10 protein-coding genes and 8 tRNA genes are annotated in these 13,991 nt (G+C 38.7%); 16 read left to right on the forward strand and 2 right to left on the reverse strand.

The features are described 5' to 3' along the window. Positions 1–4: 4 nt before the first annotated feature. The 9 genes from HCB49_RS07060 to HCB49_RS07100 all read left to right on the forward strand — a co-directional run bounded on the left by HCB49_RS07060 (position 5) and on the right by HCB49_RS07100 (position 2,506). Positions 5–77: transfer RNA gene (locus HCB49_RS07060), tRNA-Phe, on the forward strand. A 21-nt stretch (positions 78–98) separates the two neighbouring features. Beyond that, positions 99–182, forward strand: a tRNA-Tyr gene (locus HCB49_RS07065). Positions 183–189: 7 nt separating this feature from the next. Beyond that, a tRNA-Trp gene (locus tag HCB49_RS07070) sits at positions 190–263 on the forward strand. A 15-nt stretch (positions 264–278) separates the two neighbouring features. Then, positions 279–351, forward strand: a tRNA-His gene (locus tag HCB49_RS07075). Between the two features lie 29 nt (positions 352–380). Further along, positions 381–452, forward strand: a tRNA-Gln gene (locus HCB49_RS07080). 5 nt (positions 453–457) lie between these two features. Further along, positions 458–529, forward strand: a tRNA-Gly gene (locus HCB49_RS07085). A 19-nt stretch (positions 530–548) separates the two neighbouring features. After that, positions 549–622: transfer RNA gene (locus tag HCB49_RS07090), tRNA-Cys, on the forward strand. A 45-nt stretch (positions 623–667) separates the two neighbouring features. Next, positions 668–751, forward strand: a tRNA-Leu gene (locus HCB49_RS07095). A 240-nt stretch (positions 752–991) separates the two neighbouring features. After that, positions 992–2,506, forward strand: coding sequence for a helix-turn-helix domain-containing protein (locus HCB49_RS07100; RefSeq protein ID WP_185604523.1), 1,515 nt, complete (start codon positions 992–994; stop codon positions 2,504–2,506). Between the two features lie 8 nt (positions 2,507–2,514). Here the strand turns inward: HCB49_RS07100 and gad are convergent, their stop codons facing one another. Then, entirely contained in the window at positions 2,515–3,909 is a 1,395-nt protein-coding gene (gene gad, locus HCB49_RS07105) for a glutamate decarboxylase (RefSeq protein ID WP_185604524.1), read from the reverse strand. A gap of 12 nt (positions 3,910–3,921) precedes the next feature. Continuing rightward, on the reverse strand, positions 3,922–5,445 hold the full coding sequence (gene gadC / locus HCB49_RS07110; RefSeq protein WP_185604525.1) for a glutamate/gamma-aminobutyrate antiporter: 1,524 nt from the start codon (positions 5,443–5,445) through the stop codon (positions 3,922–3,924). A gap of 393 nt (positions 5,446–5,838) precedes the next feature. Here gadC and HCB49_RS07115 point away from each other — a divergent pair, with 393 nt between their 5' ends. The 7 genes from HCB49_RS07115 to HCB49_RS07145 all read left to right on the forward strand — a co-directional run bounded on the left by HCB49_RS07115 (position 5,839) and on the right by HCB49_RS07145 (position 13,973). After that, positions 5,839–6,309: an Rrf2 family transcriptional regulator gene (locus HCB49_RS07115; RefSeq protein ID WP_003723817.1), complete on the forward strand. Its 471-nt coding sequence runs from the start codon at positions 5,839–5,841 to the stop codon at positions 6,307–6,309. A gap of 33 nt (positions 6,310–6,342) precedes the next feature. Next, entirely contained in the window at positions 6,343–9,126 is a 2,784-nt protein-coding gene (locus HCB49_RS07120; RefSeq protein ID WP_185604526.1) for a YhgE/Pip domain-containing protein, read from the forward strand. A gap of 156 nt (positions 9,127–9,282) precedes the next feature. Then, entirely contained in the window at positions 9,283–10,593 is a 1,311-nt protein-coding gene (locus tag HCB49_RS07125) for a PTS sugar transporter subunit IIC (RefSeq protein ID WP_228463568.1), read from the forward strand. A gap of 19 nt (positions 10,594–10,612) precedes the next feature. Beyond that, on the forward strand, positions 10,613–10,969 hold the full coding sequence (locus tag HCB49_RS07130) for a PTS sugar transporter subunit IIB (protein WP_185604527.1): 357 nt from the start codon (positions 10,613–10,615) through the stop codon (positions 10,967–10,969). After that, positions 10,969–11,283 (forward strand): PTS sugar transporter subunit IIA, encoded by a 315-nt coding sequence (locus tag HCB49_RS07135; protein WP_008948613.1) that lies wholly within the window; start codon positions 10,969–10,971, stop codon positions 11,281–11,283. The genes HCB49_RS07130 and HCB49_RS07135 overlap by 1 nt, the downstream gene beginning before the upstream one ends. A gap of 13 nt (positions 11,284–11,296) precedes the next feature. Then, positions 11,297–12,043 carry a carbohydrate deacetylase gene (locus HCB49_RS07140; protein ID WP_185604528.1) on the forward strand — a complete coding sequence of 249 codons (747 nt, stop codon included), beginning with the start codon at positions 11,297–11,299 and terminating at the stop codon, positions 12,041–12,043. Positions 12,044–12,059: 16 nt separating this feature from the next. Beyond that, entirely contained in the window at positions 12,060–13,973 is a 1,914-nt protein-coding gene (locus HCB49_RS07145; RefSeq protein WP_185604529.1) for a BglG family transcription antiterminator, read from the forward strand. Positions 13,974–13,991 lie beyond the last annotated feature (18 nt).

Here is a 13,991-nt window from a genome sequence, read left to right on the forward strand (position 1 = left end):
TTATGGCTTGGTAGCTCAGTTGGTAGAGCACTTGATTGAAGCTCAAGGTGTCGGCAGTTCGATTCTGTCCCAAGCCACTTTTTTTCTTTTTTTAATATGGAGGGGTAGCGAAGTGGCTAAACGCGGCGGACTGTAAATCCGCTCCTTCGGGTTCGGTGGTTCGAATCCACTCCCCTCCACCATTTTTATAGGGGCATAGTTTAAAGGTAGAACTGAGGTCTCCAAAACCTCCAGTGTGGGTTCGATTCCTACTGCCCCTGCCATATATTAAAATAATGGCGGATGTGGCGAAGTGGTTAACGCACCTGATTGTGGTTCAGGCATTCGTGGGTTCGATTCCCATCATCCGCCCTTTTTGTTTTTAAGTCTAATATAATTGTTGGGCCATAGCCAAGCGGTAAGGCAACGGACTTTGACTCCGTCATGCGTTGGTTCGAATCCAGCTGGCCCAGTTAATGCGGAAGTAGTTCAGTGGTAGAACATCACCTTGCCAAGGTGGGGGTCGCGGGTTCGAACCCCGTCTTCCGCTTTTAAATTGAACATTGTGCGGCGCCATAGCCAAGTGGTAAGGCAGAGGTCTGCAAAACCTTTATCACCGGTTCAAATCCGGTTGGCGCCTCCATTTGCAAAATTAATGTTTTAAAGTTATAATTTATTATATTGTTACGCCGGCGTGGCGGAATTGGCAGACGCGCTGGACTCAAAATCCTGTGCCCGCAAGGGCGTGCCGGTTCGACCCCGGCCGCCGGTATACTATGATACCAACGTTTCTAACGATTCGTTGGTATTTTTTATTTCAATGGTAGATTATGCTTGAAAGTTGTGTTATAAATAGAACTGATAAACAACAATTTAGTAGGAGGATATCTTACAAGTTCAATATCCTAATAATTTGTTGTTAAATGTTAGTTTTTACTGGTTTATGTGACTATATTAACATGCGAAAAAACTAAAAATTATTGTTTATTAATCTTTCACGGAGAGGATAGTTATGCTTACGAATTATATTGAAAAGGATATCAAAAGGAAATGTTTGATTTGTGATTTTCTACTTAAGAATAAGCATACGAATTTAGATGAAATTGCAGAATATATGGGGACTTCGAGGGTAACGGTGAGGTCGGATATTCATGCGTTGAATGAGGAATTGGATGGCTGGATTGTTATTCAGATGAAAGAATGTGCAGAAAATTGGGTGTATCGATGTCAGTTGCAAAACGGGATGACAGAGCGGAAAGTTTTGTATAAGTTGTATGATAACTCGATGTTTTTGAATTGTATGGCTTTTTTTGTTACGAATGTGGAGGAGCATAAGTTTACTGATTTTATGGATGCTTATTTTATTTCTCATTCGCATGCGTATCGGTTGAAGCATAAGGTAGAGGAGTTTCTTCGTGAAATTGATTTGACGCTAGAGAATAATCGGATTACTGGGAAAGAGTACCGGGTTAGATATTTGATTGCGCTTCTTCAGGCGGAATATGGTGTGCGTATTTATCCACTTTTGGATGAGGAGAAGCGTATGATTGATGACTTTATGGCGACTTTGAATTTGCGGATTAATATTGATTCATTAGCGCATAATGCGGAAGGTCATGCTTATTTTCGGTCGCTGATTTCGATGGTATTTAAAAGGGATATTCCGACTAGTGCGATTATTTTGGATGAACAGTGTCAGAAATATATTGAGTCTTCGAGGTTTCTTGATATGGTTCGAAAAAGTAGTAAGGAAACGCTAGAAAAGGGACTTGGCACGGAGTTTTCGTATAATGATTATTTGTATTTGATGTTGATTTATTATTCAACTAATTTTAGTATTATTGATGCTTCTATGAAAAAAGTGGAACTCGAGCAGTTTAATGAATTAATCTTGAAAAATGAGGATTTGCAGTCTTTGCTTAATTTATTTGAGGAATATTTTGGCGAGGAAGTTGTGAATCATTCGCTTTTTCGGGCGGCGCTTTGTTATTTTTTGAAAAAGACATTGTTTAACTTGCAAGGGCTTATTCCGAGTAATGAACGGTTGTTGGATAAGAAGTATCAGCCGCTTTATTTGGTTGTGAAAAGTGTTTTGGAGCGCTGGAATAAGGCGAGTGGGCGGCGCACGTTGTTGAGTGATTCGCATATTAATTATTTGACGATTCATTTATATCCGCTTATTTATAAATGGAATAATCCGGTGCAAATTTGTATTTTTTCGTTTAATTTGATTAATTTTGAGTCGTGTAAGTTTCAAGTGGAACAGGAGCTTGGGCGGAAGGTTACGGTGCATGAGTCGATGTTTAATTCGGTAGATGAGTTGAATAAAGTTTTAGCGGAGTCGAGTGAGCCGACCGTTGTGCTTTGTCACCCGAATTGTGAAATGGAATTGAAGGAAGCGGTGCAAGGGACGATTATTCCGATTTCGCTGGCGTTTTTTGATCGGGATTTAGAAGATTTGGAAAGTGCGATTCAGTCGCTTAGAATAAAAGAACATGAAAAAAGGCTAGCCTATTTGAGGGGCTAGCCTTTTTTTTAGTGTGTGAAGCCGTGGACGCCGGATTGTTGGGAATCGTGGAAAAGAATGTGGGCGTTGTTAAGTTCTTCGATGGAAGCTTGGAAGTCTTGGATGAATTCTTCTGCCATATTAAAACCGAGGTCGGCGCGGCAGACGTAACGTTGAATGATGATGTTTTCTAGATTTTTTGGTAGTGGGTATGCGGGAACTTGCCATCCGCGCATTTGTAGACGGTCAGCTAAATCGTAGAGGGTCCATTTTACATCTAAGTTATCTTTTAGTTTATAGCAGACAATTGGCAAATGGGAGCCGTCATTGTATATGTCGAAGTAGCCGGTTTGTTCGACTGCGTGGGCAAGGTATTGTGCGACGTCGCTAGTTTTTTGGTGAATGGTGCGGTAGCCTTCGAAGCCGTAGCGTAAGAAATTGTAGTATTGACCGATGATGTGGCTGGCGCTGCGGGAGAAATTGATTTGCATGGTTGGCATTTCTCCGCCAAGATAGCTGACTTTAAAAATGAGTTCTTTTGGTAAATAGCTTTCGTCTTTCCAAAGGACCCAGCCAATACCTGGATAAACGAGGCCGTATTTGTGACCGGATGTATTAATCGAGATAACATTTTTTAAGCGAAAGTCCCAGATGATGTCAGGTTCGACAAATGGTGTGAAGAAACCACCGCTTGCTGCGTCGACGTGAATATAGACTTTGTAATCTGTTTTGCTATTGTATTCTTCTAATTTTTCGTTAAGTGCGTAGATGTCATCGTAGCGACCTGTGTAAGTGATGCCGAGGATGCCGACCACACCGATTGTATATTCATCGACGTAATCAAGGACTTGGTCGGTGTTGAGTTGCATGTGGTCTTTATCCATTGGAACAACGCGCATATCGATATCCCAGTAGACGCAAAATTTTTCCCAGCAAACTTGGTAGCCGGATGAGATAACTAGGTTTGGTTTTTGCGCATATATATCAAGCCCAAGTTTTTCAGCGCGTTTTCTCCAAGCAAATTTCATCGCCATTCCGCCAAGCATACACGCTTCACTAGAGCCAATTGTCGAAGTCCCCATGAATTTTTGGTCCTTAGGTGCATGCCACAAGTCAGCGATAATATTGACGCAACGATTTTCTAGTTCGGCTGTTCTAGGATATTCGGATTTATCAATCGCATTTTTTTCTAGTGTTTCGGACATTAATTTGGTTGCTTCATCTTCCATATAGGTTTGGCAAAAAGTAGCCAGGTTTTGACGGGCGGAACCTTCATCTAAAAGTTCATCTTTCACTAAACGATAGGCAATCCGAGGTTCGAGTGGTTCTTTAGGAAGGGTGTATTTAGGGATATCACGATCCTCTGCACTGGATCCAAAAACGGGTTCTAAATAACTTTCTTGATTTTCTTTACTATATAACATGATTTTTTCCTCCTATAATTTGTCTTGCTTCATAATATGTTTTTCGTCGGGGTTAATAATGTGTTCGCCGCGAGCTCTAGGATGGGTAAATTTATTGATGTCACTTGCACCTAAATGCGTAATATCTTTTGGCGTAATGTCTTTTTTATCGTGCACGGCGTAGATGATAAATGGAATTAACACGGTGACGATAAAGCTGATTGATAAGATAATAATGTAGGTCATATCGCTTTTTGCGGCGATGGATGCTGGCGGGACAAATGAGATACATAAAGCGAATACAGATGTTATTAAGCCGATGAGCGCCACAATCACTTTGACAATTTTGCCACCAGGGATTTGGTAAGTGCGTTTTAAGCTCGATTTTTTGAAAATAAGTACTAAGTAACCGATGAAAAAGAGTAAATAGCCGACTAAATAAATGACTACGGTTAGGGAAATTGCGGTTAGGAAGGATAAATTATTTCCGCCGCCACCAAATGTGAGAATTGCTGCCCAAATGGTCACTACGACGCCTTGAACCATAATAAGTGGGACTGGTACGCCATGTTTATTTACTTTTTTCATTTTTTCGGGAAGTAAGCCTTGTTCGGCTGCAGTGTACATGCCTCGTGATGGACCGACTACCCAAGCACTGACTTCACCCATGACACCTAGCGCAATCATTATCGCGATTAGTTTTACTGCCCAACCTAAGCCGGAACCAAAATGTAAAATTAATGCTTGGAATGTTTGCACGACACCGGAGCTAAGGGATAAATCTTTTAAAGGTAACACAGCGGAGATTGTTAAGCCGCCGATTGTATTCAGCGCGATAGCTAAAATAACGAGCATAATCATTGCTAGTGGGTAATCGCGTTTTGGATTGGTCATTTCATTGACGTGGCTCGCGGAAGCTTCAACACCCATGTAAGCGAGTATAAATGACACGAAGATGACTAATGTTGAAGCTTTTGAGAAATCCGGGATAAACGCCTCTTTTGAAAAAGTGACGTGGAGGGGATTTCCGCCAGCAACGTAAGCAATACCTAAAATAAATAAAATGATTGCTGGGATGAGAATACCGATAATAAAACCAAATTTTGCGATTTTAGCCGTATTTTTCGTACCACCTAGTTGGGAAAAAGTAAGTCCCCAAAAAATAACTAGCACTCCGATAAATTTAATAAAAGGATTCGATTCGAGCGCGGGAAAATCAAATACATAGGATAACGCGCCGAGAATGAAGTAAATCATTGTAACGAATCCAACTGTTATTTGAAACCACTGAAAGAAGATTGCGGCAAAACCAAAGCGTTCCCCGAGTGTGTTTCCTACCCAAGAAAAAATACCGCCTTCTTGCCAACCATCCACCGTCGCCATTTCTGCTGCACATAAAGCGACAGGCAAAAACCATAAAAATCCGCCAAGTAGCAAGAAAAATACGAGATGAAAGCCGGAAGTGGCAAATGTTGGATATTCATAAACAGTCATAACCATGGAAGCCGTGATAGCGAAAAATCCGAATAAGGTTAAAGACTTTGCTTGTTTAGTCATTGTGTATTACCTCCAAAATATTTTTGTTTGCGGAAATACGTTTAAACGAAGCTATAAATAATTAGAATGATGCTTAATTAATGGTAAATGTGATTTTTTTGGAACATCATCAGTTAACACGAGAAAAGCACCTCCTAAGTAATTGTTTGTTGGAACAGTTATAAGATTAGCACGTTTGATTCCGAAAATTATTCCAGTTTTTTTCTTAGCCAGGAAAAATTTTTGAGACAATGCTTGTAGTTGTTCTATTCGCAGCAAACGCATTCATTAAATTTTTTTCCATTTTTAGTAAAAAACACTTGCACTTTAAAAAAAATGGGTGTATTGTATATAGATGTTAAATGTCCATTAAGGATATTGAAAGGTAATAATGGGAAGAGGGAGGATTTAATGATGAAGTTGAGCAAAAGTATGGACCAGGTATTTTGTATTATGACGATGTTGTACACCCAGAAGGTAGATGTTCCCATTTCTTCCGTAACTATTCATCACCGTTTGCGTGATTCGTCACCGTCTTACATTAGTAAAATTTTGAGAAAGTTAGTCGTTAGTGGGCTGATTAATTCAGTTTCCGGTAATAACGGCGGCTTCACACTTGCTAAAGACCCGGAAGAAATTAATTTGCTGGATATCGTAGAAGCAGTGGAAGGAAAAATTGATACATACCCAGATTCTGACTTAATCCACACTGTTTTCTCGGACTATCACGAATTTGCAGAGTCCGGCATTCACACCATTACAAGTGCTTTTAGAAACGCTGATAAAGAATACGCGAATTATTTATACTCACAAAAATTATCTGTTTTAGTAGAGCAAGTGATTGGGAAAGAACGAACCACTATCATAGATTGGAACGAAGCGTAATAAATCTTTAAAAGAAAGAAGTGCGGTAATAAAATGGATATGGTAAAAAATGAGTGGAAAAAATTATTTAAAAACAAAATACTACTTTTATCATTTGTAGTTATTCTGTTTATTCCACTTTTATATGCAAGCTTTTTCTTAAAATCCGTCTGGGATCCGTACGGCAAAACAGGGGATTTACCAGTAGCGGTAGTTAACAATGACAAACCGGTTGATTATAATGGTCAAACGATGGATGTTGGCGATCAGTTAGTCACAAAACTGAAAAGCAACAAAGAACTCGATTGGAATTTTCTTTCCAAAGAAGATGCGGAACAAGGCTTAAAAGATGGCAAATATTATATGGTTGTCACAATTCCAAAAGATTTCTCTAAAAATGCAGCATCCGTTTTAGATAAAGATCCTAAAAAAATGGAATTAAGCTATCAAACAAACGGCTCGCTTAACTATTTAGGGCAAGTCGTAAGTGAACAAGGTGCCAAACAGCTGAAAAGCGAGGTTTCCGCTGAGGTAACAAAATCCTACGCGGAAGCAATTTTCGATAAAATTAAAGAGTCTGGTGAAGGGTTCGCCCAAGCTGCAGATGGCTCTGGAAAAATTAAAGATGGCCTTGAAAAATCACAAGAAGGTAATAAAACCATTTCAACCAACTTAAAAACACTCGCAGATAGCTCGTTAACATTCAAAGATGGCGCTAATACATTAGAAGTTGGCTTAAAAACTTACACAGATGGCGTGAATACGGCAGCCGCTGGTGGCGATAAACTAAATGCTGGTGTTTCGACGCTTGCTGCTGGTGTAGGACCACTAAAAGACGGTGTCGCAGCACTTGACGGCGGGGCAACGAAATTATCAAGCGGGGTTTCCACTTATACATCAGGCGTAGACACTTTAGCAGGTGGAATTAATCAAGCTTACACTGGATCCACTGCCTTATCGGATGGATTGAACAAAATGAATGGCAGCGTACCGGCTCTAGCATCTGGCGTAACACAACTAAATAATGGTCAAAACAGCCTTGCAACAGGTTTAGATTCACTCGTTGATGGCAGCAATAAACTTTCAGCAGGATTAAAAGAGTTAGATAGTAATTTAACCGATCCACAAGGCAAAATTGCGCAATTAAAACAAGGTATGAACGACCTACAACAAGGTATTGACCAATTAAATAAAAGCGTAAATGGCGAAGATGCAGCACTTGCTAAACAATTAGAAGCATTACAAAAAAGTTTAACCGATTTACAAAGTGGCTTAACATTTATTAAATCGAACGCAAACTTCGATGCCGAAGCAATTAAAACAAAAATTAATGCAACAGCTGGCGTGAGTGCAGAAGATAAACAAAAAATCATTGATGCAATTCAAGCCGATTTAGATAAAGAAACACAAAAATCTGCCACTCAAGTAGCGACAGTCGAACAACTGCAAAGCGGCTTATCAGGTCTTGATTTAGCAGCACTTCAAACACAAGTTAAAGAATTGCAAACTGGTGTAGCGAAAATTTCGGCTGGATACAAAGTAGTTCACGGTGGAACAAACGAAGCATTCAACAGCATCCACCAAGCAATCAATGGTTCTGGCAGTCAAACATTACTTGGCGGCGCGAACCAACTAACTGCGGGATTAAAATCAGCACAAGCTGGTAACGCGAAATTAGTTGCTGGAACGAACCAACTAAACAGCCAAATTCCAACGCTAACTTCTGGCGTCGGTCAACTTGCTGCTGGTAGTGCCAATATGGAAAATGGATTAAGTCAGTTAAATGCTGGCGGTAACAAACTTGCAAGCAATTCAGCGGCATTACGTTCCGGGGCAACAGAGTTACAAGGCGGGACAAATCAACTAGCTGCCAAAGTTCCAACACTTGCTGGCGGAGTTAACCAACTTCAAGCTGGTTCTAGTCAATTAGCAGGCGGTTTAAATCAATTATCAGCTAATTCACCAAAACTAGTTTCAGGCGTAGGACAACTCGCAGACGGTTCTTCTAAAATTGCCGATGGTTCTTCCAAACTAGCGAACGGTTCCTTCCAATTAGGCGATGGACTAACTAAATTGACAGACGGAAGTACAGAGTTAACCGATAAACTTGCTGACGGAGCACAACAAGTGAAAGATACAAAAGCAACAGATAAAACATTCAATATGATTGCTGCTCCAACAAAACTAGCACATAACGAATACACACACGTAAGCAACTATGGTCATGCATTAGCACCATATGTATTATCCCTTGCTCTATATGTTGGAGCACTGGTATTCAACTTCATTATGCCAATTAGACGTGTTTCGATGGAAGGTCAACCAGCTTATAAATGGTGGTTAAGTAAATTATCCCTTGGTTTTGTCGCAGCGGTTGCGATGGCACTGCTTGAAGGTGGTATTATGATAGCACTAGGGTTAAGACCAGATAGCATTGTTGAATTCTTCGGAACAGCGATAATTACAGCACTTGCATATATGTTCCTTATCATGCTCCTTGCTATGACATTTGATAATCCAGGACGATTCATCGCGATGGTATTACTCATTGTTCAATTAGCGGGATCAGGCGGAACATTCCCAATGCCACTTACAGGATGGTTCTTCAACTTAATCCATCCGTTCCTACCAATGACTTACTCGATTTATGCCTTTAGAGAGTCACTGGCAGCCGGTATGGGACCAAATGTATACAGTATGTCGATGCTCGTTCTTACAATTATCATGATTGCATGTGTTGGCTTACTTTATCTATCCATGAGTCACTTGAAAAAACGTCACGATGCGCACGAATCAGCACTAGACGATAATCAAAAATTAATGGCTTTAGAAAACTAAAATAGTGAAATCCTTATAAAGTAGCTACTACTTTATAAGGATTTTTTTGTGTTTATAAGAAAGTGGATAATGATTTCCTATGCTTAGGAAATAAGAATAATTGTGAGGTTTTTTTGTATGCGCTATCATAAGGTTATAACAGCTTAGGGAAAGGAAATGAAATTAATGAAAGCATTAGAACGATTTCTGTCAAAATGGCTATTACCGTTTGCAAAAGTTTTAGAAAGTAACACCCAGATGAAGGCAATACGTCAAGGAATGATGGCATTAGTACCAATTACTTTAGTAGGTGCTGTACCTGTATTATTCCAACAACTAGGCGGAATTCCAAAATTACCTAGTTGGATCGCATCTGTTGCCGCGTATATTAACAACATTACCTCACCGATTTATTTTGCTACATTCGGTTTGATGTCTGTGTATGTTGCTGTTTTTGTTGCCTATTACTATGCCAAGGAACGTAACTTATGGGACATCGGTGCTATTGTTACAGCTTTAATGAGTTTTGTAGTTGTTGCTGTACGACCACTTGAAACTGGCGGAAGTGATGTCACTTATCTTGCTGGTGAAGGGATTTTTGTTGCTTTAGTTATTAGTTTACTATCTGTAGAAATTCTTCATATTTTCAAAAACAAACTGAAATTTACTATTAATTTAGGGCAAGGTGTTCCAACGCCAATTTTACGCTCTTTTGAAAACTTATGGCCGATTTTATTCTCCGTATTAATTATTGCCATTTTAAGTTTCGGGGTGGAGTCACTTAGTGGAATTCGTGTTGTTGCGTTGATTCAAACGTTATTCTCGCCATTAACTTCACTTGTAAATACGCTACCTGGTATTATGTTAATCATTTTTATTCAACAACTATTATGGTGGTTTGGTATTCATGGTTATTCTGTAATGGCGCCAGTTTGGCTTAGTGTTGCTTTCCAAAATGTGGACGCGAACGCAGCTGCACTTGCAAAAGGAGAGCCGCTTTCTTCCATGCTTATTTTCACACCTGACTTCATGTGGAGCATCGTTGGTGTAACAGGAGCTGGAGTGACTGGAGCGCTGGTAGTTATCATGATGTTCTCTAAATCGAAACGCTATAAAACACTTGGCAGATTAGCGTTACTGCCAACATTCTTCAGCATTAATGAGCCAGTAATGTTTGGGGTTCCAATTGTATTAAACCCGAGATTTTTCATTCCAATGATGGCTGCACCTCAAATTGCTGCACTGATTGGTTGGTTCTCTATCAAATTAGGGCTAATGAATCCATTCACGATGGTTTCTCCGTATGTTCCAGTTCCAATCGGGGCTATTATCGCTTCATTTGACTGGAGATACGTAATCGTACTTGGCTTAATCTTGATTTGCTCAGCACTTATTTACTATCCATTCTTTAAAATAGCGGAAAAAGAGGCGCTTACGCAAGAAAATAGCGGTGATTTGGAAGCTAGTCTAGATGATTTCGATTTTTAAGTAGGAAAGGACAATTGTTATGAAAATTATGTTAGTATGTTTTGGCGGATTATCCACTTCTATTTTAGTGAAAAAAATGGAAGAAGCTATTGCCGCGTCAGAAAAATTTAAAGATAAAGGTATTACAATTGAGGCTTGGGGTAAAGATGAGTATTCGGACCACCTAGACAACGTATCGATTGTTTTACTTGGACCACAATTGTCGATGGCTTACGAGCAAGTTATCGAAACAACAAAAGAACGCGGTTTAAATGTACCTGTTGAGGTTATTGATAAAGAAGACTATGGAAATATGAATGCAGTTCCAATCCTTATCGCTGCTTTCCAAAAGATCAAAGAAGCTGGCACGAATACATTTACGACGGAGGGGAAATAATGGAAGGCACAGAATTACAATCATTTAAAATCATTTCAAGTGCTGGAGATGCCTCTTCATTATTCCTAAAAGCAATCCAACACGCCGAAAAAAGTGAATTTGATAAAGCGGAAGAATGCATCGAGCAAGCGAATCAGTCTTTGAAAGATGCTCATCATGTACAAACAGCGCTTATTCAAGAAGAATCAGGTGGCGATGCTAAAGAAGTTTCTCTACTACTTATTCATGCGCAAGATCATTTAATGAATGCTTTCGTTTACTGCGACCTAGTAAAATCAGTGCTTAACTTGTATAAGCGCTTGGATGAAAAGTAAGGAGAGAGCAGCAATGAAGCTAATTATAAATGCAGATGATTTTGGATTCACACGTGCGATTAACTACGGGATTATTGATGCGCATAATTTAGGTGTACTTACTTCAACGACCTTAATGGTAACAATGCCAGCATTTGAACATGCTGTGGAGCTGTCTAAACAAACGCCAACGCTTGGAATTGGTTTACATCTCAATTTAACACTTGGGAAACCAATGACAAATGGAGCATCTTTAGTTGATGAAACTGGTGAAATGATTAAGCCAAAATTTATTACGCCGGATTATCCGTATGTCGAAGAAGAAGTCTACCAAGAGTTTAAAGCGCAATACCAAAGATTCGTTCAATTTATGAAGAAAAAACCAAGTCATCTAGATAGTCACTTATTCTCAACAGATATTTATCAAGCGGCGATTAATGCAGCGAAACAACTTGCGGAAGAAGTGGGTATTCCGCTTCGAAATCATGATACAAATGGGTTTGAACATGTAGAATTTATGTGGGAAAAGCCGCTTGGAATTCCGTATGGAGCATATGAAAACTTAGATTATATTTATGATTATGCGTCTTCCATTTTATGTTATGATTATGTAGAAATCATGACTCATCCTGGTTATCTTGATAGTTTTATTCTGGAAAATTCGACATTTTCAATGCCACGCGCGAATGAATTAGAAAGTTTGATTTCCACAAGAATGCGCCAGTTTATTAATGACAATATTGTAGAATTAATTTCCTATCATGATATTCCAAAAAAATGAAATAGGTGATTAAAAAATGCTTAATCAACGTCAAAAAAACATTTTAAGTACATTGTATAATGAAAATAATTGGCTGCTTGGGAAAAAATTAGCGGACTTATTCCGAATAAGTGATCGGACAATTAGAAATGATATACGTGTTATTAAAGAAAATTTAGGTGAGGATTTTATCTTTACGTCTAAAAAGTTGGGATATGCCTATAATATGGAAAAACCATTCCCGTTTGACGTTGAGGAGCAAACCGGAGTTGAACAAAAGCGAATTGCTCTGTTAATTCAAAAATTACTTGTAGATGATGGCGTGGACCTTTATGAATTTGCAACAGAAACGTTCACTTCTGAATCTACTATACAACGTGACATTCAGTGGCTACGTGGTTACTTTGAGCAATTACTCGGCTTGGATGTCGTTATCCATTCGAGTGATGGGGTCTATGCAATTAGCGCCACGCCACTAATGAAAATGGAGTTATTAAACCGGATTGCGAGTTTTGATGATGCGATAAAAATAGTGTTATTAACAAAATGCTTTCCGGAGATTAACCATGATAAAATCCGCCAAATCGTTTTAGCGGTGATGGATGAACACAAGCTAGTATTAAAATATTTTGATGAAACTATTCTACTCGCGCAACTTATTTATGGTAGTGCGTTTTACCGAAAACATCCAGATTTACAGACAATATTTGACATTCATAACCCATTTTTACAACAACTTTTTGAGACATTACATCAGGAGGGTTATGATGTTTCTGCTGAAATGAAACAATTTATAGTAGCTGCTCACGAAAAAATAGTTACGATGAATGATTTTGAAGCAAAAGTTACGACCAAAATGGTGCTCGAGGATGGTTTATATCAAGAAATTTTACTAGTTTTAGAAGAGATAAAACAGGTGTATTTGATCGATTTTACGACTGATTTAGAAATAACAAGTGATATGACGAAACATATTTTTATTGCGATTGAACGTGCTAAACGAGGTATTGTTATTAAAAATCAAGTTACCCATATTATTACGCAACAGTACAGTTATTTACTCGATATTGCTATCTTTATTGGTGAAAAATTACTCGAACGTCTTGGGGTGATTTTGAATCAAGAAGAAATTATTTTATTAGTCATGTATTTGTATCAATATTACCGGAAAATAGAAGCTAGGCACCAATTGAGCCAAGTAGTACGGATTGCATTAATTGTTTTGGAAGGCAAGGCTGCACTGTATTACTTACGTGAACAATTGGCAGAAGTTTTAAGAAGCGTCAATGTAGAAGTGATTGACGTTACGGATAACAAACAGTTTCAATTGTTATTATCGGAAAATATCGATGTAGATTTGTGCATTTCTACTAAAAAAATAGACTTGCCGGCAGAAGTCCCCTGTATCGTTTTATCTGGTAATATTGGTTTAATTGAAGAAGTGACAATCAAAAAACAACTTTCGGCAACGATGGAAGCGAATAAACAGAAAAAATTTGCCTATATTAAAGAGAAATATTTGCACGAAGAATTGTTCTTAACTAGCTTTGACTATGAACAGAAATATCAAGCAATCGAAGTGCTCAGCCAATATTGTATTGATAAAAATTATGTACCGGCTAGTTTTACAGAAAAATTATACAATCGAGAGCAACTATTTTCAACGGCGATTCCGACGGGTATTGCGTTACCCCATCCGATTAAAAATGTTGCCAATAAAAGTGGTATCCTGTTTTGCATTTTGAAAAAGCCGTGTACGTGGGATGCGCACAAAGTTAGCCTAATTACTATTCCGATGATTGAAGAATTAGATGGAACGGAAGCGCCACTTATTAATGATTTTTTGTCATTGATAGCATCTAATAAATCATATGTAGAAAAAATAAGTGAGTGCGGGACATACAATCAATGCATAGAGTTACTACAGACTATTTATAACAACAATGATTAAGTATAAGGAGTGACTAGA

It is taken from the genome of Listeria cossartiae subsp. cayugensis, assembly GCF_014229095.1.
Taxonomy (GTDB): domain Bacteria; phylum Bacillota; class Bacilli; order Lactobacillales; family Listeriaceae; genus Listeria; species Listeria cayugensis.